At 37.8% G+C, this 19,625-nt stretch carries 20 protein-coding genes and 1 pseudogene; 11 read left to right on the top strand and 10 right to left on the bottom strand.

Going from position 1 to position 19,625, the window contains the following annotated elements:
• The first annotated feature begins 46 nt into the window (after positions 1-46).
• The 3 genes from FFO06_RS09990 (at position 47) to FFO06_RS09980 (ending at position 1,496) form a co-directional block, all read left to right on the top strand.
• A complete protein-coding gene (locus FFO06_RS09990; RefSeq protein ID WP_137907905.1) occupies positions 47-550 on the top strand; it encodes a YceD family protein in 504 nt (167 codons plus the stop codon).
• Between the two features lie 261 nt (positions 551-811).
• A complete protein-coding gene (locus FFO06_RS09985) occupies positions 812-1,111 on the top strand; it encodes a type II toxin-antitoxin system HigB family toxin (protein ID WP_137907904.1) in 300 nt (99 codons plus the stop codon).
• Positions 1,095-1,496 (top strand): helix-turn-helix domain-containing protein, encoded by a 402-nt coding sequence (locus tag FFO06_RS09980; protein ID WP_137907903.1) that lies wholly within the window; start codon positions 1,095-1,097, stop codon positions 1,494-1,496. The genes FFO06_RS09985 and FFO06_RS09980 overlap by 17 nt, the downstream gene beginning before the upstream one ends.
• A 53-nt stretch (positions 1,497-1,549) precedes the next feature.
• Here FFO06_RS09980 and miaA read toward each other — a convergent pair whose 3' ends face one another.
• Positions 1,550-2,440, bottom strand: coding sequence for a tRNA (adenosine(37)-N6)-dimethylallyltransferase MiaA (miaA, locus tag FFO06_RS09975; RefSeq protein ID WP_137907902.1), 891 nt, complete (start codon positions 2,438-2,440; stop codon positions 1,550-1,552).
• A gap of 224 nt (positions 2,441-2,664) precedes the next feature.
• Here miaA and gyrB point away from each other — a divergent pair, with 224 nt between their 5' ends.
• Together gyrB and rpoD are read left to right on the top strand one after the other, a co-directional pair.
• Positions 2,665-4,602 (top strand): DNA topoisomerase (ATP-hydrolyzing) subunit B, encoded by a 1,938-nt coding sequence (gene gyrB, locus FFO06_RS09970; protein ID WP_137907901.1) that lies wholly within the window; start codon positions 2,665-2,667, stop codon positions 4,600-4,602.
• A gap of 1,141 nt (positions 4,603-5,743) precedes the next feature.
• Positions 5,744-6,913 (top strand): RNA polymerase sigma factor RpoD, encoded by a 1,170-nt coding sequence (gene rpoD / locus FFO06_RS09965; RefSeq protein WP_137907900.1) that lies wholly within the window; start codon positions 5,744-5,746, stop codon positions 6,911-6,913.
• A 54-nt stretch (positions 6,914-6,967) separates the two neighbouring features.
• On the opposite strand, the gene FFO06_RS09960 is transcribed toward rpoD, so the two are convergent.
• From FFO06_RS09960 to FFO06_RS21500, 6 genes are all read right to left on the bottom strand, one after another.
• Entirely contained in the window at positions 6,968-7,201 is a 234-nt protein-coding gene (locus FFO06_RS09960; RefSeq protein ID WP_028084498.1) for a hypothetical protein, read from the bottom strand.
• Positions 7,202-7,307: 106 nt separating this feature from the next.
• A complete protein-coding gene (locus FFO06_RS09955) occupies positions 7,308-8,219 on the bottom strand; it encodes a tetratricopeptide repeat protein (RefSeq protein WP_137907899.1) in 912 nt (303 codons plus the stop codon).
• 77 nt (positions 8,220-8,296) lie between these two features.
• A complete protein-coding gene (locus FFO06_RS09950) occupies positions 8,297-8,764 on the bottom strand; it encodes a restriction endonuclease (protein ID WP_137907898.1) in 468 nt (155 codons plus the stop codon).
• A gap of 2 nt (positions 8,765-8,766) precedes the next feature.
• Positions 8,767-9,270: a hypothetical protein gene (locus FFO06_RS09945; protein ID WP_137907897.1), complete on the bottom strand. Its 504-nt coding sequence runs from the start codon at positions 9,268-9,270 to the stop codon at positions 8,767-8,769.
• Between the two features lie 16 nt (positions 9,271-9,286).
• Positions 9,287-9,940, bottom strand: a complete 654-nt coding sequence (locus FFO06_RS09940) for a ParA family protein (protein ID WP_137907896.1) — start codon at positions 9,938-9,940, stop codon at positions 9,287-9,289.
• Positions 9,941-9,998: 58 nt separating this feature from the next.
• A complete protein-coding gene (locus tag FFO06_RS21500; RefSeq protein WP_190371842.1) occupies positions 9,999-10,154 on the bottom strand; it encodes a hypothetical protein in 156 nt (51 codons plus the stop codon).
• A 333-nt stretch (positions 10,155-10,487) separates the two neighbouring features.
• Between FFO06_RS21500 and FFO06_RS09935 the strand changes: the two genes are divergently transcribed.
• Complete coding sequence (locus FFO06_RS09935; protein ID WP_028084500.1) at positions 10,488-10,751, top strand: DUF3146 family protein; 264 nt, start codon at positions 10,488-10,490, stop codon at positions 10,749-10,751.
• A gap of 1 nt (position 10,752) precedes the next feature.
• Here the strand turns inward: FFO06_RS09935 and FFO06_RS09930 are convergent, their stop codons facing one another.
• From FFO06_RS09930 to ntcA, 3 genes are all read right to left on the bottom strand, one after another.
• Positions 10,753-11,175 carry a pre-16S rRNA-processing nuclease YqgF gene (locus FFO06_RS09930; RefSeq protein WP_137907895.1) on the bottom strand — a complete coding sequence of 141 codons (423 nt, stop codon included), beginning with the start codon at positions 11,173-11,175 and terminating at the stop codon, positions 10,753-10,755.
• Between the two features lie 175 nt (positions 11,176-11,350).
• Positions 11,351-12,799, bottom strand: a complete 1,449-nt coding sequence (locus FFO06_RS09925; RefSeq protein WP_137907894.1) for a DUF3084 family protein — start codon at positions 12,797-12,799, stop codon at positions 11,351-11,353.
• A gap of 324 nt (positions 12,800-13,123) precedes the next feature.
• Entirely contained in the window at positions 13,124-13,795 is a 672-nt protein-coding gene (gene ntcA / locus FFO06_RS09920; RefSeq protein WP_028084503.1) for a global nitrogen regulator NtcA, read from the bottom strand.
• A 374-nt stretch (positions 13,796-14,169) separates the two neighbouring features.
• Between ntcA and fabI the strand changes: the two genes are divergently transcribed.
• The 5 genes and pseudogenes from fabI (at position 14,170) to FFO06_RS09895 (ending at position 19,539) form a co-directional block, all read left to right on the top strand.
• Entirely contained in the window at positions 14,170-14,946 is a 777-nt protein-coding gene (fabI, locus tag FFO06_RS09915) for an enoyl-ACP reductase FabI (protein ID WP_137907893.1), read from the top strand.
• Between the two features lie 93 nt (positions 14,947-15,039).
• Complete coding sequence (hisB, locus tag FFO06_RS09910; RefSeq protein WP_137907892.1) at positions 15,040-15,651, top strand: imidazoleglycerol-phosphate dehydratase HisB; 612 nt, start codon at positions 15,040-15,042, stop codon at positions 15,649-15,651.
• 65 nt (positions 15,652-15,716) lie between these two features.
• A pseudogene (locus tag FFO06_RS09905) lies at positions 15,717-16,332 on the top strand (ATP-binding cassette domain-containing protein).
• Between the two features lie 617 nt (positions 16,333-16,949).
• Positions 16,950-18,386 carry a polysaccharide biosynthesis/export family protein gene (locus FFO06_RS09900; protein ID WP_137907891.1) on the top strand — a complete coding sequence of 479 codons (1,437 nt, stop codon included), beginning with the start codon at positions 16,950-16,952 and terminating at the stop codon, positions 18,384-18,386.
• Between the two features lie 292 nt (positions 18,387-18,678).
• Complete coding sequence (locus tag FFO06_RS09895; RefSeq protein WP_137907890.1) at positions 18,679-19,539, top strand: SPFH domain-containing protein; 861 nt, start codon at positions 18,679-18,681, stop codon at positions 19,537-19,539.
• Positions 19,540-19,625 lie beyond the last annotated feature (86 nt).

The following is a 19,625-nucleotide window of genomic DNA, read 5'->3' as shown; positions in this document are numbered from 1 at the left end:
ATTACCCATTACCCATACTCAATTTTCAGGGTATTTCACAAATCCTATGGACGCTATTTTTATTCCGCAGCTATCTAAAGCCCCGGAGCGGACAGAGGAAATTCAAGTTCAAGAGTTTCTGCCTGGTTTGGAAACATTAACACCCGTGCGGGGAATTATCCAAGTTAAACATCAGGGTAATTATTTAGAAGTTTCATCTCAGGCAGAAACAATTATTACTTGTACCTGCAACCGCTGTTTGCAGCAGTATAACCATCGTCTGGTTCTTGATACTCAGGAAGTCATTTGGTTAGATGAAACCGCTAATCAAACGGAAGATTTTCCTTTAGAAATGGAAGTTGCTGTAGAGGATTTACTGGAAACTTTAGCACCTGATGGTCACTTTGATCCCGGTGAATGGCTATATCAACAGATGTGTTTAGCATTACCTCAGCGTCAATTATGTGACCTTAATTGTCCGGGTATTTTGAATACTGCTGTTTCTGAACCACCCATTGATAGCCGTTGGGCTTCATTAAATGCTTTGAAAAAACAACTTCCAGATAATTAGTAAATTTACTGTTTGGTGCGTTATGGCTTAATTCTTTATGGCTCGGTAAAATCCGTGAACACTCTCTCAAACTCCTCAAGGATTTTTTATCTTTGTGGAGTTTTTAATTACGGAAAAATTTTGTATAAGTCCTAATTAAGACTTGACAACTTACTCTCATTTTGCGAGAATAAAGTAGGTGGCAAGCACAAACACAAGAATAACCAACCACAAATTAAGTTATGTACACCAATCACTATTATTTCAAATCCAAAGTATATTATGCACCTAATTTCAATTCGCACCCTCCGCGAAGAAGCAGAAAAGTACCCTGATATCAAAAAACAAATTGAGAGTTGGTATATAACTGTTAAAAAAGCAGAATGGCAAAGTTTAAATGATGTTCAAAAAGTTTATCGAGATGCTGAAGCAGTTGGTAATTTTACTGTTTTCAATATCAAAGGTAATGATTATCGTTTAATTGTAGGGATTAATTATAAAACAAAAAAGGTTCACTATAAATACTTGCTAACTCACGCGGAATACAATAAAGATAAATGGAAAAATGACCCTTACTTTTGACGATAAAACTTATAGTCAATTACTGGCAGAAATCGCTCCTCAAGTAATTGAAACAGAGGCAGAGTATGAACGGCTTTTAAAAGTTGCAGAATTTCTAACTTTTAAAAAGAATCTTACTCCAGAGGAGCGAGCTTTAGATAAATTGATTGTCAGACTAATTGAAGATTATGAGGAAGAAAATTATCCAATGGATGAATCTACACCTCATGAAATATTGCTACATATCATGGAATCTAGCGGCATTCGTCAAGCTGACTTAGTACGTATTCTCGGTTCTAGCAGCGGTGTAGTTTCAGAGGTTGTCAACGGTAAACGTTCAATTAGTAAAGCACAAGCAAAAGCTTTGGGAGAATATTTTAAAGTTTCTCCTAGTTTGTTTATTTAGAGTTCAGTTTTTAAGAATTGCAGGATTTTTGTCTAAATACTGGATATCCTGATTTAGACAAAGTCGGTAATTCTTTGCCAAACACTTTCCAGTAAATCAGAATTATTCATATCAAAATATTCAAGATTAGGAGATTGTCTAAACCAAGTCCGTTGACGTTTGGCAAATTGTCTGGTATGTAAAATAATTAATTCTTTGGCTGCATCTAAAGAAATTTCACCAGCTAAATATTGTTTGATTTCTTGATATCCTAAAGTATTTAATAAGGATAAATAAATACCATATTTTTGAGACAAGTATTCAACTTCATCAACTAAACCATCTGTTATCATTTGTTCAGTTCGTTTGCGAATCCTGACATCTAAATGTTCTGCATCAGCATCTAAACAAATTTGTAAAATTGGATAATCTGGTGGATTTTCTCCTTGTTGTTCAGAAATAGGAATACCAGTGGTATAATAAACCTCCAAAGCTCTTAAAGTCCGCACCAAATCGTTAGCGTGAATTTTTTGGGCGGCAACGGGGTCAACTTGTTGTAACATAGGGTAAAGTTGGATTTGACCAAGGGGTTCTAATTGCGATCGCAATTCCGGCTGTGGTGCAACTCTGGGAATTTTCATTCCTTGAACAATGGAACGAATATATAAACCTGTTCCACCCACTAACAACAGTGTTTCAACTCCCAAACTAGCAATTAAAGCCTGTGCTTGTTGTTGATAATCTGCTAATGTCATGATTTGAGTTGGTTCACAAATATCTATTAAGTAATGAGAAACTAATTTTTTTTCAACTACATTTGGCTTGGCTGTACCAATATCAAACTCACGATATACTTGACGAGAATCAGCACTCAGAATTACAGAATTTAATCTTTGTGCTAAACTCAAGGCTAAACTAGATTTACCCGTGGCCGTAGCCCCACAAATTACAATTAATTTAGTCATTAGTCATTAGTCATTAGTTAGGTGTTCGTTGTCACTGGTCAGTGGGAAGAAAAACGCAAAATAGGGAATTTTCTCCCCAATTCTCATCAGGGTTACAACCCTTATGTAAACTTCTCATAAAATTGCGCTACAGACGGCAGCAAGGCTTTTATGTTATAATGTTGGGGTGATTTGACTTTTTTCGCATTTTAGCAATTTTAACCCCAAGCATCAGGAGAATTTTCATGACGAGCAGTTACAGCGCCGATCAGATTCAGGTTCTGGAAGGTCTGGAAGCCGTCCGCAAACGACCAGGGATGTACATCGGTACTACGGGTCCGCGAGGACTTCACCATTTAGTTTACGAGGTAGTTGACAACTCTGTTGATGAAGCTTTGGCGGGTTACTGTACCCATGTTGAGGTGGATATCAATGCTGATGGTTCTGTGACGGTGACAGATGATGGTCGGGGTATTCCTACGGATATTCACCCAAAAACAGGGAAATCAGCTTTAGAAACTGTGTTAACTGTTCTCCACGCAGGTGGTAAGTTCGGTGGTGGTGGATATAAGGTATCCGGCGGTTTACACGGTGTGGGAATCTCTGTGGTAAACGCTTTATCTGAGTTTGTAGAAGTCACGGTTTGGCGTGATCACAAGATACATACCCAACGATATGAACGCAGTTTCCCTGTTACTGAATTGGTAGCAAAGCCCTACAAAGAAGATCGAACGGGGACTTCTATTACCTTTAAGCCAGATACACAAATTTTTACTACTAGCATAGAATTTGATTACATTACTTTATCTGGACGCTTACGTGAGTTGGCGTATCTTAATGCCGGTGTAAAAATTACTTTTACAGATCATCGCTTAGAAATTATTAAAAGCGATATCCCTAAAATAGAAACTTACGAGTACAAAGGTGGTATTAAGGAATATATCGCCTACATGAATCGTGATAAGCAGCCTCTCCATGAAGAAATTATCTATGTTCAAGGGGAACGCAACAATGTCCAGGTAGAAGTGTCTTTACAATGGTGTACTGATGCTTATACGGATAATGTCCTGGGTTTTGCTAATAATATTCGCACTATTGATGGTGGTACGCACTTAGAAGGTTTAAAAGCAGTTTTAACTCGGACATTAAATGCTACCGCTCGCAAACGCAATAAAATTAAAGAGAATGAATCTAATCTCAGTGGTGAACACGTCCGCGAAGGTTTAACTGCTGTCATTTCTGTGAAAGTCCCTGATCCTGAATTTGAAGGACAAACTAAAACTAAACTGGGAAATACAGAAGTTCGCGGTATTGTTGATTCTTTTGTCGGTGAAGTTCTCACGGAGTATCTAGATTTTCATCCTGCTATAGCTGATGCTATTTTAGATAAAGCTATCCAAGCGTTTAAAGCTGCTGAAGCTGCTCGACACGCACGGGAATTAGTCCGTCGGAAATCAGTATTAGAATCTTCGCCTCTACCTGGTAAGTTAGCAGATTGTAGCTCTCGTGATCCGGCTGAATCTGAAATATATATCGTAGAAGGTGATTCAGCCGGTGGAAGTGCGAAGCAAGGACGCGATCGCCGCACCCAAGCAATTCTCCCTTTGCGTGGTAAAATCCTCAATATCGAAAAAACTGATGATGCCAAAATCTATAAAAATAATGAAATTCAAGCCTTAATTACCGCACTGGGTTTAGGAGTTAAAGGTGAAGAATTTAACCCCTCACAATTACGATATCATCATATAGTATTAATGACTGATGCTGACGTAGATGGGGCGCACATCCGCACCTTGTTGTTAACTTTCTTTTATCGTTATCAACGGGCGTTAATTGAACAAGGTTTCATTTATATTGCTTGTCCGCCATTGTACAAAGTAGAGCGCGGCAAAAATTACCAGTATTGTTACAGTGAACGGGAATTACAACAGCATCTAGATACTCTTCCTAGTAATGCTAATTATACCATTCAGCGGTTTAAAGGGTTGGGGGAAATGATGCCTGAACAACTGTGGACAACCACCATGAACCCAGAAACCCGCACTCTCAAACGAGTGGAAATTGAAGACGCAGCCGAAGCAGATCGAATTTTTACCATTTTAATGGGCGATCGAGTCGCGCCTAGACGGGAATTTATTGAAACTTATGGATCTAAACTGAATATGACAGATTTAGACATTTAAGGAATGGAAACAGGGGTAATGGGTAATTACCCCTGTTCTCCAAAATTTTTCTCGAAAAATTATAAATTTTCCCCACAAAGGCATAAAGCATTTGCTATGCTTAGATAGCTTGACTAGATATTATCTACAAAGCAAAAATTGATAAGTATACACAAGACTTTTCCGTTCAGAGATGACAGCCACTTTCTTAAAACCAGAAGTATTCACAAGGATAATTAACATACCTGAAATTACCTAAAAATATCATTAGGCAACTTTAGTAACAATATTATGTATCATCTGATTAAAATATCGTTGTATACAATAAGAACAGTTTGTCAAGTTGCACAGGGTAGAAATCTCAACTCTGCGCTAATGTGTGAATAAGGCTGAATTGAGTCAAATCTCAGTTCATCTCTCACAGTCCTAAAATACCCGATAATCTTAACTCCTTAGTTTAGATTTTTAGTATAGCATATACAGGGGTTAGCACCTGGAAACAAACAACAGTCATTAACAGACGGTGGTACAATTAGTTTAAGTAAAACTAGTACCTGTAAACAAGTGCCCGCCATCGGGTTTAGTTGAAACAGGACATAAACACAAATTGTCTACATCAGAACAATTTGTACAGGTTTTATAGAGCAGCAATTGTTCCTAACTTTTAATTTAATGACAATCCCACTGTCAAACCAACAAGTTTTCGATAAGATTAATGGTGTTACCACCATTTTTAATGTCTTTTTGATAAAGGTAGCTTGATCTGACTTTCAGGAGTTCATAAATAATGCACAAAAAAAGCGCATTTTTTGTGAAACAGGCTACAATCAAAACGGTATTTACAGTTAAATCTGCCAAAGGTCATACAATTGTGTCCGCATCAGGAAGCTTTTTGAAGAAAGATGAACCTAGTTTGATAGATTCAGTTAATCGAAAGTGATATCTAGCGTCGTCATGTATGACCATGGGGAAAGTGAGCAAGTCACATTACAAATGACATTGCCACTGCAAAAGCCTGATTAAAACAGGGAAAACAACAAACACCGAAAATATTTGAGGGTGAACAGCCAAAACCCAATTTTCGGTTCAAAGATTACTTGATGCCAAAAGTAATCAAAATGTCTTGAGTAACTGATTCTGCAAGGAGCATGAGGAACGCGGCATGAACCAGGCTAACAACGTACTCGATAATATTTATCAGCCTGACCTAGAAATGATAAATCCGCCTGAGATCGAATTACAAGAACTCTTAATAGAAGAAGAGGACTTATTGCTGGCTGATGATGGCGAAATTGATGATTTTTTAGATCCTCAGTCTGATGAGGACGACACCAAGTCTGGAAAAGCCGCTAAATCGCGTCCTCGGGCACAAACCAAGAAAAAGCAATACACCGAAGATTCCATTCGTCTGTACTTGCAAGAGATTGGGAGGATTCGTCTATTACGCGCAGATGAAGAAATTGAACTAGCGCGGAAAATAGCTGAACTACTGGTGCTAGAAGATGCTTACAAGAGTTTGTATGAAAAACTAGAACGGATACCAGAACAAGAAGAATGGGCAGGAGAAGTAAAATTATCATTACCAGCCCTACGCTCTAGACTCCACATAGGAAGAAGGGCTAAGGAGAAAATGGTACAATCGAACCTGCGGCTGGTGGTTTCCATTGCCAAGAAATACATGAACCGTGGCTTGTCCTTCCAAGACTTGATTCAAGAAGGTAGTTTGGGGTTGATTCGTGCGGCTGAAAAGTTTGATCACGAAAAAGGCTATAAGTTTTCTACCTACGCTACATGGTGGATACGTCAAGCAATTACAAGGGCGATCGCCGACCAGTCTCGCACTATCCGTCTACCGGTTCATCTCTACGAAACAATTTCCCGGATTAAGAAGACTACCAAACTCCTGTCCCAAGAAATGGGGCGCAAACCCACGGAGGAAGAAATTGCCACTCGCATGGAAATGACCATCGAAAAACTGCGGTTTATTGCCAAATCTGCCCAGTTACCAATTTCTCTGGAAACACCCATAGGTAAAGAAGAAGACTCCCGTTTAGGTGATTTTATTGAGTCAGAAGGTGAAACCCCAGAAGACCAAGTTTCTAAAAACTTGCTGCGGGAAGACCTAGAAAAAGTCCTAGATAGTCTCGGACCTCGTGAACGGGACGTTCTCAGATTACGCTATGGTTTAGACGATGGCCGCATGAAAACCCTAGAAGAAATCGGCCAGATTTTTAACGTCACCCGCGAACGTATTCGCCAAATCGAAGCCAAAGCACTCCGTAAATTACGTCACCCTAATCGTAACAGCGTACTAAAAGAGTATATTCGTTAAGTGAGTAGGGGAGGGTTTAACTGATTAACTTTTTAAACCTTCCCCTACTATTAACTACATCTTACCTTGCTGCATCACCTCTTGGAGATGCTGGCGAATTTCGTGTGCTTGTTCAATTTCTGACTGGCGTAATTTTTGGAATAGTTCTACACAAGGTGTAGAATTAGCCTCTTTTGCGTCTTTGATATAATTTTCATAAGCTTGAACGGCTACTGCTTTATTATGCAGTACGCTGATAAAATCATACTCTAAGTTACTAATGGGTTCTTGAGTTTTGGTTTTACTCATTTTTTTACTCCGTTAGTTGTTTAATTAATTTCTACTTATTCCTCCATAATTATTCATCTGTCTAAAAGCTGAGTTAGTCCTATAACTTTTTGGTGTAAATCCTACCTTACCTACTTAAATTTTGGGCTTTCTCTAATAACTCCTCGGAACTTTTCACCCACTGTAAATTACCTTGAATATTATATAAATCTCTAGCATATTGCAAGACTTGGACAGCTTCTTTGTACTGCTTTAACCCCATAAAAACCAACCCCGCACCATAATAAGCATTAGCATAACTAAAGTTCCCCGCAGCGGATTTTCTAAAGGCTGCTAAAGCTTCATTTAATTTACCCTGATTAAATAAAATTGTTCCCATACTATAATGGGCTTCTGCATATTTAGGATTGATTTTAATTGCTTCAGTAAAAGCTGCCTTCGCTTGCTCAATTTTCCCCTGTTGCAGATAACAGACACCTAAATGATAAGCTGGTTCAGGCGCGTTTTGACTAATTAATTTGGCTTTTGCAAAAGAAGCGATCGCACTTTCCCAATTTTTCTCCTCTTCCCTAATTAATCCCATATTATAATGGGCAAAACCCAAATTTGGATTTAATTCTAAAGCCCTACTTAAATAGTCTTTGGCCAATTTTAAATTATTTCCTTCTAATAAAGCCCCACCTAAATTCGCAAAAGCTAAAGCAAATTGAGGGTCAGCTTGAGTAGCTTGATAAAAAGCATCTGCTGCAGGTTGTAACTTTCCTGATTGTCGTAGTGCTAAACCTAAGTTATAGTGCGCTGCTGCTAATTTAGGATCTAGTTTAATAGCTTCACGAAAAGCCGTAATTGCATCTTCTAATTTTCCCGACTGAATCGCTTGTAATCCTTGATTTAAAGCCTCTGTAGCTGCTTTAGTATTTGTGTTTTGTGCCAGTATTAGAGTAGGGTAAGAACTGGAAAATACGGGTTGAATATTAATACTTAATAATAAGAAATTGATTATCCCAAAAATAGGATATTTAATTAATGGTAATTGCATGGATTTAGTTTTATTTCGTGTAATCTCTCTAAAATATAATTCACATAAACTTATAAGTAATACACAATATAATCATACTATTTATATTTAGCCCATTCACCATTACTCAAATTCCTCAATGAAGGTAAATCTTGAGTAGCTCTTATAAACATCTCCGTTTCTCCAAACACATCTTCAAGGCTTAATAAATGAATCTTTAGCTGTGTATTAATCTGCTTACTTTGAATAGCTTTATTTAAACGAGAACGAAATCCGTCTGTATAACCAACACCAGCTAACATTATGCCAATATTAGCTTCATGAATTATTATATTACCAATTAATTCTGCTGAATAAGAAGCATCTAAGATATTTTGGGATAATTTAGACTGAAAATAAATCATATCATTATTTAGTTCGGCATAATCATCTATTCCTCCATCACTTCCAGATTTTCCTGGTGTTAATCCCAGATAGGCAGCAAAACGTCTACCTAAATCTTGTTTTGCTGTTTCGCTAGAATAAATAATCCCTGTTACTAACGCATCAATTTCTAAGAAATCCATTTTTATTTTTCCTGATTAACAGTTTTAAATTCTGCAACTAAGTTTTTATAAAGTAAATTGATACCAACAAACAAACATTCATTTATTCTGTCTTTCATGTCCAACTGTTCTATTTTGTTTGATGTTTCAGGTGATAGCCTAATTTTTCGTGAAAATCTATCACGGTCTTTGTTAGACATTTTCTCTATTGGAGTAATTTGTTTTAACTCGGCTTGATAATTTTCTGATTCTTCATCAATTATTTTTTGGATACTTTCTTTATGCTCAGAGAAAAGAAAATGTACGTAACTAATTACTGATTCTAGAAATAGTTCTTTTTCTAATCTGAGGATTGCAGTTAGCTTTCCTATCTTTTTTAACTCAGAGTCAGTATATCTTAATTCTATATCTAAATCTAAGTTTTGATTTTCTTGTTTTTCTTCCTCTACTTTTTTTATGCCGTTTTGGATGGCATTATCGGTCAAAAAATCTTTACTTGGAGTGGTTTGTTTATCTTCTATAGACATAATTCATCTCCTAACATTATCCATCTAATAAATCAACAAAGTAATCGTATAAATGTTCTAAACCTTCATAGTCCCAAATATATTTTCTATCTTGATAGATAGCAAATTGCATCTGCTCTTGACAATCAGGCATTTCATCCGCAACTCTGTATCTTTGAGGTTTCAAATCGTCTTCTAATCTCTCAACGATCTGATATATAGAGGATTGTGATATTCCTAAAGGTACAATTACTACCTGTGGAGCATAGCCTGCTTTTGTTTCCAATTGAGCAATAACTTTTAGAGTTCTGGGAAGATTACGCAATGCTTTGATTTCCTGAGATTTATTAACTGGTACTAAAATCAAATCCGGGTCATTCCCTACTATTGTTTGTACAATATTTTTTAGAGGACTGTCAATATCTAAAACAATATGGTCATATTGCCCTTTTGGTAGCTCTTTCGGGATTGCTTCACGCCTTCCATTATACATTACTGTACTATTTTCTAGCCATTCCCAATCTTTTGATTTTTCTGGATTGCGATCAATGTAAAACTGCCAAAAATCTGCCTGATCATCACAATCAATTAGAAGTGTACTATCTTGTCTGTTAAGAAGAACACCAGCAATATGAACAGCAAGGGTAGTTTTTCCCACACCACCATCATTATGAGTACATAGGATAATCAATGGAAACAGCCTCCCTAAAATCTAAGTATTAAGACAGCAATAGCACAAGAGAGCGATCTTAGCCAAAAGACACACAAGGACTATCAATTTCTACCGCTGGAGTAAATGAACTACAAAAATTTACGGTAGCACAATCAACATCTAACTCATCAGGGTGAGTACACTGTAATTTAACATAAAAAGCACAGTCTTGACAAATAGTTTTATATAACATTGGCTGCAAGTCAATGACGGGACTCCATGGTGAATAATCCTCAAGTTGAGATAAAACCCACTACCTTGTATATTCTGTAGTGGGCAATAGCAGTAATAAACAATGTCGTTCTTATTATCTGTTATTTTCGTAACAAAATTGATTCCTGAATGCAATTATTGCATTATTATCTTGCATTTATTGTCATTTGACTACAAATCAGCAGTTAAAAACCCAGACCTTACTAACTTATGTTGTCTTTATTAGTTTATTGATTTAAGCTATTTTTAGTACGTAAAATAAATAGCCTACATAAATAATTGGCTTTTATCCCATACCTGACATTAAATAAGCGTGAGTGCAAAACGTCTGCCAGAAACTACTGCCCATGTTAGAATTATCCGCCAATCTTGGCAACAGGGCTTTCTTGAAGGTGAAGTCAGCGCTGGTAATTTTCAATGGCATTTCCAGTGGCATTTTCGTCGGGGGGAACTTTCTGTAAAGCCTTCCCAAGGTCGTGCTTTAATTAAAGAACCTCTAGGACGGTTTTTAGAACAACAAGATTATCAATTAGAACCTGGGGGGGATTATGCTTTTACAATTCGGGCTGAACTCTAAATTATTTGTTAGTTAGTCGGTTCAGGTATCTTTCAATTAGAAGGACTGCCACAATATCATCTATTGCCCTGGGAGGTTGACGCATTCCTTTGGGTAATAGTTTAATTATACCCTGGGGTGGATACATCTGCCAATAGCGATCGCGTGCTTCTAAGGTAGAATAACGTTCATCAACTAAAATAATATTTGTCGGTTTACTTAATTCTTGATTAAGTTGCTGTTTCCACTTTTTAGCTGTTGTTTGATCTCCCATCACTATTAATGATACAGGAAACTTTTGCAATTGTACTTCAATGTTAGCGATCGCCTCTTCTGCTAATATCACTTTATGATAATACAGTTGTCTATCTAATCCCATTACCGCAATACCACATTTATCACGACCAGGATCAAATCCTAAAACTACAGGTTGTGTATTAGTCATTGGTTATTAGTCATTAGTTCTTTGTTGTTATCAATTTTTACTGTAAGTCAATCATTTATAATTGTAAATTCGTCATTTGTTATTGTAAATTAATTATTTGTTATTGTAAATTAATTCAGTAATTGTGTAAAGTTTTGCTTTGTTATTAGTTTATGTTAAATTGATTTTTGATTGTTCACGTAGTGAAAAGAATTTGTCCATTTAATAAAGCCACTAATTTTATTCTTAATGGACCAATAGTATAAGTATCCTCTGCGGCTACGGCTTTAACTTCTATCTCTTGCTCTGTTTGCTGTAATTGAGTAACAAAGCGAACAAAAGTCCCTTCTACTTCTACAGCTTCAACAATTCCCGCATTTCGAGCGCGAAATTGAGAAGCAGAAACTAGCAAATCTAGACGTTGACGCAGTTGGTCAGATGTCATATTAATTAAATCGGCTGTAGTTGTAGCCAGTACCTCACCTGATGAAAACACTAGTTGATTTCGGGCTGCATCTGCAAAAAATTCGATTTGCTTTTCACCTCTAACGTAATTACCTGCTGAAAAGATTCGTACTACATATTCTCGACCATCTTTAATTTGTGCAATTAATTGATCAACTTGATTTTTAGTCACACGCAGTATTTCTGTATTTGTAGATTTAGCGCCAGGTTCAGTTAATTGAATATTGGCATTACGATTAGCTTCTTGTAAAATTTGGATAATTGCCTGAGTTGCCATAATAGGTTTATCAACAGTAATTAACCCTGCCACTATCACTTGACCCCTAACTAAACCTAATTTACCCAACCGGAGATCACGGTAAGACTGATAATATTTTTCTAATCTAGCTACTTCTTGTTCTAAAAATTTTTGTTGTTTTTCCAATTCTTGTAAACGAGATTCTCTTGTCAGAATAATTTCTTCTCGTTGTTTAATTTGTAGATTGCGGTTTTGAATCAGCTTATCTAATTTAGTAATTTTGCGATCGCGTTTTTCAATAGCCGTCTTTGCCTCATCAATAGCTTGCTTACTTTGAGCATACAATCTTTCTCGTTCTGACTTTAATTCTTGCACTGCACTTTGTAATGTCAGGCGCTGATTGTAAAGAGTTTGTAATTCAGTTTTAGCTTGTTGATATTGAACCACAATTCCACCGAGACGACGTTGAGTTTCATAAAGTCGTACTTGAGTTTTAGCCTGTTGGTTAAGAGTACGATTCAATTGAGATTGTGTAGCTTTTTGTTTAGTATTTGCCGCTCGCAAATATTTATTGATAGTTTGTAATTCCTGTTGTACCTGACTTCGTTCTTGTCTGCTTTGATTTAACTCACGTTCTACCTGACCTTTTTGAGTTTCTGCGGTTTTCAGTTGTTCCCGCTTTTGTCCCAAGTCCCTTTGAATATCCTCCAACTCAAATAAACCCTTTCGCAATCCTTCATCAGCAGCAAATAGAATTGCTAAAGTGGTTGCAGAAATCAGACCACCCGTAAAAATAGTCACAATTACAGCGGTTTTTTTCGGACGCAAGTTGAAGAGTGAGAGACGTGCTTTACCAACTCGTGTGCCGATGCGATCGCCCACGGTGGCAATCACGCCTCCCAGGATGAGAATTGCTGCAATTAGGATGTAACCAGTGGTCATTGTTAGCTACGGAAATGCTGACCAGTCTAGCCTACTACGTTCAACCATTGTCTGTGGATAAATAATCAATGGAGTGGGGGTAATTTTGGAATTGGTTGCCCCTAATATCTAAAAATTCGTACCAATTCCATTACCTGACCAAAAAATTTTAGATTTTAGATTTTAGATTGGGAATTTTCGGTACAACCCTCGCCCCTTCAGGGCAGAACTAATCCAAAATCGCTAATTTAAAATCCCCAAGCTCCACACTTTAGGGTGGAGTCAATCCAAAATCCAAAATCGTAAATCCAAAATCTATTGACCTTACCCCATAAATTATAAATTTTAAGTAAATTGCTTACTTAAAGCGACAGGTTTATGCACAGTAATCTTCTTTTTATGAATGGAAATCATTTTTTTCTCGCGTAAATCTCCCAGGAGTCTAGTCACAGTAACGCGAGTCGAGCCAATTGCTTCAGCGATCGCCTGATGTGATAACTTCAGATCAATGGTAATGCCATCAGCAGAAGGAACGCCAAAATCACGACAAAGAATCAGTAAAAAACTAATTAACCGTGAACCCATGTCGCGGTGAGCCAGAGTTTCAATCATCATCTCCGTCTGGAGAATCCGCGAAGACAGCCCTCGCAGCATTAACATTGATAATTCTGGATTTTCCTTTAGTGACTGCTCCACTTGTTCAATTGGCGCTGAAAGCAATTCTACAGTGGTAAATGCCACTGCATGATAAAATCGATCAGACTTATTACCTGTCAATAGAGACAGCACGCCAAAAACGCTATTTTCCCTCAGCAGAGCCACCGTTATTTCTTCTCCTGCTTCATACACCCTCGACAGTTTCACCGCACCCTTGAGAAGAAAATAAACTCGTTCAGCAGGATCTCCCGGAAAAAAGATCGTCTTATTGCGTTCAAACGTCTCGACAACCGGGGGAAAAGCCCCGGTGGCCATCTGACGAAAAACATTTGCTAGGGCTTTGTCTTGTGTCACGATCATCTCCCTTCCCCTACCCAATGCCAGAAAAACAAAAACTAATTACCTAAGAATACACCTGAAAAATCAATAAAGCACCGTTATTTTTTTTGTTTTTCCTATACCCAAATTCATATTTCCTAACCCTTCGTTGATTATGATACATAATTTTGGTTCAGGTTAGCTAGTAATTATTGATAAGTAGTTCTGCTAGTTATCGTCTCCAGGTTTTGCCCCAAAGCTGGGAAATTTCTTGAGAATCTTTACAAATATGGTTATGATTTGCCGGGTACTTCCTGCCTACTCTTTGCGGATTTTAGAAAATTTCTAGACTCACAAAGTTAAACTAGGGTCAGATTCTAGTATGCTCCTAATGATGAATTATATTAGCAAAGTTTATGCTGAATCTGTCTGGAAAAAATGCCCTAGTTACAGGTATTGCCAATAACCGTTCTATCGCTTGGGGAATTGCCCAGCAACTGCACAAAGCGGGGGCTAATTTGGGTATTACCTACTTGCCAGATGACAAGGGTAAAATGGAAAAAAAAGTGGCTGAATTGGTAGAACCGCTCAACCCTAGTTTGTTTCTGCCCTGCAATGTTGAAAATGACGAGCAAATTCAATCTACTTTTGAAACTATCCGGCAAGAATGGGGGAGATTAGATATTCTAGTCCATTGTTTGGCTTTTGCTAAAAAGGAAGATTTGACCGGAGGTTTTAGCCAAACTTCCCGTTCTGGTTTCAATACAGCTTTAGAAGTTAGCACTTATTCTCTTGTACAGTTAAGCGGTGCTGCTAAACCTTTGATGACTCAAGGCGGAAGTATTATTACTCTTACATATTTGGGAGCAGTTAGAGCAATTCCTAATTATAATGTTATGGGTGTGGCTAAAGCAGGTCTAGAAGCCAGTGTTCGTTATTTAGCAGCCGAATTTGGTCCTGAAAATATTCGTGTTAATGGCATTTCGGCTGGTCCTATTCGCACTTTAGCTTCTTCTGCCGTCGGTGGTATCCTAGATATGATTCATCATGTTGAAAAAGTAGCCCCGCTCCGTCGCACTGTCACTCAATTAGAAGTAGGTAATACAGCCGCTTTTTTGTGTAGTGATTTGGCAAGCGGTATTACTGGACAAATCCTGTATGTAGATGCGGGATATGAAATCATGGGGATGTAAGAAGAGGCCGGGAGCAGGGGGCAGGGAGAATATTTATTGCCCCTATTACCCATTACCCATTACCCATTACCCATTACCTATTGCAACTGACAAATGACAACGGACAACAAACAAACACCTCGCATAGTCTCAGTTCACCGTACTACTGGTGAAACAAATATTTATGTCACTATCAACCTTGATGGTACAGGTATATGTAAAGTATCTACTGGTATTCCCTTTTTAGATCACATGCTTCATCAAATCGCTTCCCATGGGTTATTTGACCTGGATATTCAAGCTCAAGGTGATTGGGAAATTGATGATCATCACACTAATGAAGATGTGGGAATTACCTTGGGACAGGCATTATTTCAAGCTTTGGGAAATAAAAAAGGAATTGTCCGTTTCGGTAATTTTACTGCTCCTTTAGATGAAGCCTTGGTACAAGTGTCCTTAGATTTCTCCGGTAGACCTCATCTAAGTTATGGTTTGGTAATTCCTACTCAACGGGTGGGGACTTATGATACACAATTGGTGCGGGAGTTTTTTGTGGCCTTGGTAAATCATAGCCAAATGACGTTACATATTCGTCAATTAGATGGTATTAATTCCCATCATATTATTGAAGCTGCTTTTAAAGCCTTTGCTAGAGCTATGCGAGTAGCAGCGGAAATTGATCCACGTCGAGCAGAAACCATTCCTAGTTCCAAAGGTGTATTATAAAAATTCCCGACAGCGGTTAATATGTAGATAGTTCTCAATAGTCAGTAGTTGATAATTTCACGTCCATGAATTCTGTTGCAGACAACTCCAATGCTCGACAAAATCCCCTAGACAAACAACCTGTAGTCCTGACTTGTGAACTACGAAAAGTCTATCGCACCGGATTTTGGCTCAATCAAAAAGTTGTATCCCTGAAAAACTGTTCTTTACAAGTGTATCCAGGAGAAACCTTTGGCTTGCTCAGTCCCAATGGTGCGGGTAAAACCACTTTGTTAAAATTGTTGTTGGGAATTATCCGCCCCACATCTGGAAGGGGATTATTATTAGGTCAACCCATAGGTGACGTTAAAGTTAAACAACATATTGACTACCTCCCGGAAAATCCCTATTTATACGACTATCTCAGTGGTTGGGAATTTTTAGAGTTAGCAGCGGGTTTATTTCAAATTCCCCAAAAATTACAACCTCAACGTATTCCCCAATTAATGGATAGCTAGTTTAGAATTTGGTGCTGATGGTTGTTGGCAAGGTATACTCGAAGAAAATGACTATGATTTTCTATCTAGTCTGGGTTTGATGGGTGGAAAAATCATTACCATGAATCTATCACGTCAATCTCTAGAAGAGTTTTTTATTCAGCAAATTCAAACCAGAAATCATACCCTGTCTGAATTGATTTAATCAGATAGCAAACGAAATCAGAAAGTAGCACTTTATCGTTTTTGCTTGATGGTAAATGGCTGTCCAGGGTATCAGCTATGGCGAATAGATTGGTGATTAAGATAACTACCATTGGTAAATTTTCATGGATAAATCAGCCATAAGTAGTAATTTTATTTTTCACAAGACTGCTATATTTACAGCTTAATCTGTAGTACCACAGTAGATTTCAGAGGTGTTTAAAAGGTCTAAATTCATATTTGTCGAAAACTTTAAAATATGCTCTCAGGTAAAAGTCAAACAAGGTAAAAATGGAAAGCGTGTAGAGATATCTAAAAAATAAAATTATGAATCTGATATTTTAGAAAAAAATCTCTGAGGAGAAGTGGAAAATATAGAATCGAAAATTGTTATAAAAATTGAGAATTAAATTGTCTAAATAAATTTAGAGGTGAATTAACTTCATGGAAAATATAAAATCCATATCCCAAAGCAATAAATTACAATTACTTATGTCCGGAAAATTAAAGATTTATGAGAAAATAAAATTGTTGAGCCACTGCGATGTTTAGGTGTAATCAACGTTAAAATGTTTCAGAATAACTGCAAATATCGTTATCTCCAAGTCTCAGGTAAGTATGCTTAATAAAAATTTGTGTAAATTCCTCACCCATTCAACCATGAGTTTAGCATTGCTAACAACCGTCAACATCGCTTTACCATCTGCGAGTATGGCACAGAGGCAGTCAGTAAAATCAACATCTAGTATAGTTACAGATTACTTATTAGGAGGCGGTGATCTCATCCGTGTAAATGTATTTGAAGTTCCAGAATATACAGGTGAATATCAAATTCCTCCTGGTGGTGCAATTAATATGCCTTTAATTGGTAGTGTACCCGTTTCTGGCTTAACAACTGAACAGGCCTCTGATACCATTGCGAAAAGATATTCTCGTTTTCTCAAACGTCCTCTGATTTCTGTTAACTTGTTATCACCTCGTCCCATAAATGTGTTTGTAGCTGGAGAGGTAACCAGGCCTGGAGCTTACACCCTCAGCTTACAAGGGGGAGCAGGGAATAACCCCGGTGTGCAATACCCAACGGTATTAGCTGCCCTAACTATAGCCCAAGGTGTGACATTAGCAGCAGACGTGACTCAAGTGCAATTACGGCGCAAAGTAGGGCGTTCTGGAGAGCAGACGGTTTCCCTAAATTTAAAGGAATTGACTCAAACAGGGCGAATTTCCCAGGAAATTACCTTACGAGATGGAGATACCATTATTGTTCCCACTGCTACTAGCCTAAATGTGGCTGAAGCTCGGAATCTCTTTGCAGCTAACTTTGCTGCTAGTCAAACTTCACCCCGCACAGTGGTGGTAATTGGTCAAGTTTACCGTCCCGGTTCTTATCTTGTCACCGCTGGAAATGCGGGTGGAGGAGAGGGTGGTGGTGCTGGTGGTGGTTTACCCACTGTGATGCGGAGTTTACAACTAGCTGGGGGAATTACGTCCCTTGCAGATGTACGGAAGATTAAATTACGCCGTCCTACTCGAACTGGTACGGAACAAACTATAGATATCAACCTTTGGCAATTACTACAAAGTGGTGATATCAATCAAGACATTGTGGTGCAAGATGGAGATACAATCGTCATTCCTACAGCTACAGACATTAGTGCGGCTGAAGCTACGCAATTGGCTACCACTACTTTATCGCCAAATACTATTGAAGTGGGTGTAGTGGGTGAAGTCAAAAGACCGGGAGCGGTAAGATTACAACCCAATAGCTCTTTAAATCAGGCATTATTAGCTGCTGGTGGTTTCAATGATAGTAGAGCCAGTAAAGGAAGTATAGAACTCATCCGCCTCAATGCCAATGGTACAGTTACTAAACGTCCAATTAAAGTGGATTTATCTAAAGGAATTAATGAAGAAACTAATCCGATCCTGCGTAATAATGATGTTGTCGTAGTTGATCGCAACGTTTTAGCTAAAACAGGTGACAGAGTTAATACTGTAGCTGGTCCTTTAGGGACTATCTTGGGGATTATCAGACTATTCACTACTGGATTTTAGGTTATTTAGGAAAGGTAAAGTAATGGTTTTCTAGATTTCCCACCAAAAAATCTAGGACTAAAATATGGTTATAATATGACTTAGTTACTTAGTCAGCAATTAATAATTAAATTAATAATTATAGTAATTATAAGTATAGCAATAATCGCCTATAATATCAAGGCAGGTTAATTATTAACAATTCTCATTCAAAAACTACACATTTAACCCATTTAAAATTACAGTTAGTTAATACACGGTATAACCATCACCCTGAAATCAATTCTGCCCAAAGCTGAAAGAGGAGAAGATCATGGACCCAATAATTTTGATTATATTTTTAGCTCTGGTAGGTTACGCCTTGGCCTCTGCAAAGATGGTAAATCAAGGGAATGTCGCTTTAGTTGAACGATTGGGGCGATATCATCGTAAACTTAACCCTGGACTGAGTTTCATCGTTCCCATCATTGATCAGATTGTGATGGAAAACACAACCAGAGAGCAGCTTTTAGATATTAAACCGCAAAATGTAATTACTAAAGATGGTATCTATTTAGAAGTAGATGCAATTGTTTATTGGCGCATTCAGGACATTGAAAAAAGCTTTTATGCCATTGATGATCTAGAACAGTCTCTAGCAAACATAGCCACAACTACCCTCCGGGAAAATATCGCCCAAAATTCCTTGGAGGATACTAATATGTCTAGAGATCAGATAGACAAAACTATATTAAGCGTATTAAATTCAATTACATCCACCTGGGGAGTTGAAATTACGCGATTAGATATTCAGAGTATCACCCCACCTGAGACTGTACGCAAGTCAATGGAAGAGCAACAGAACGCACAAATTAAAAAACGAGCCGCGATTTTAGCCGCCGAAGGGGAAGAAGAAGCGGCCGTTAAGAGGGCAAAAGGAACTAAAACATCTATAGAGATCATTTCTGAAGCCTTGCGTTCTCATCCTGAAAGTAAGGATATTTTACGGTATCTTGTTGCCCAAGATTACGTAGACGCTAGTGAGAAACTGGGTGCAAGCAATAATGCCAAAATTGTGTTTGTAGATCCTGCCAACTCAACGGAAATGTTTCAGGAGTTGATTTCTGATTCGGTACAAGAAAATCATAGTAAAAACCCTGGTAACGGTAACGGTAATGGTAATGGAGCTAATTAATACAGCGTATTTCATCTAGGTTAGGTACACTTTGAGCGGGCAAGATGCCCGCACCACGAGATTTTTATGATTAATACCTGTACCTC

Source organism: Dolichospermum planctonicum (assembly GCF_005402965.1).
Taxonomy (GTDB): Bacteria; Cyanobacteriota; Cyanobacteriia; order Cyanobacteriales; family Nostocaceae; genus Dolichospermum; species Dolichospermum planctonicum.
Note: the sequence above shows the minus strand (reverse complement) of the source record. Positions and strands in the feature narration are given on the sequence as shown.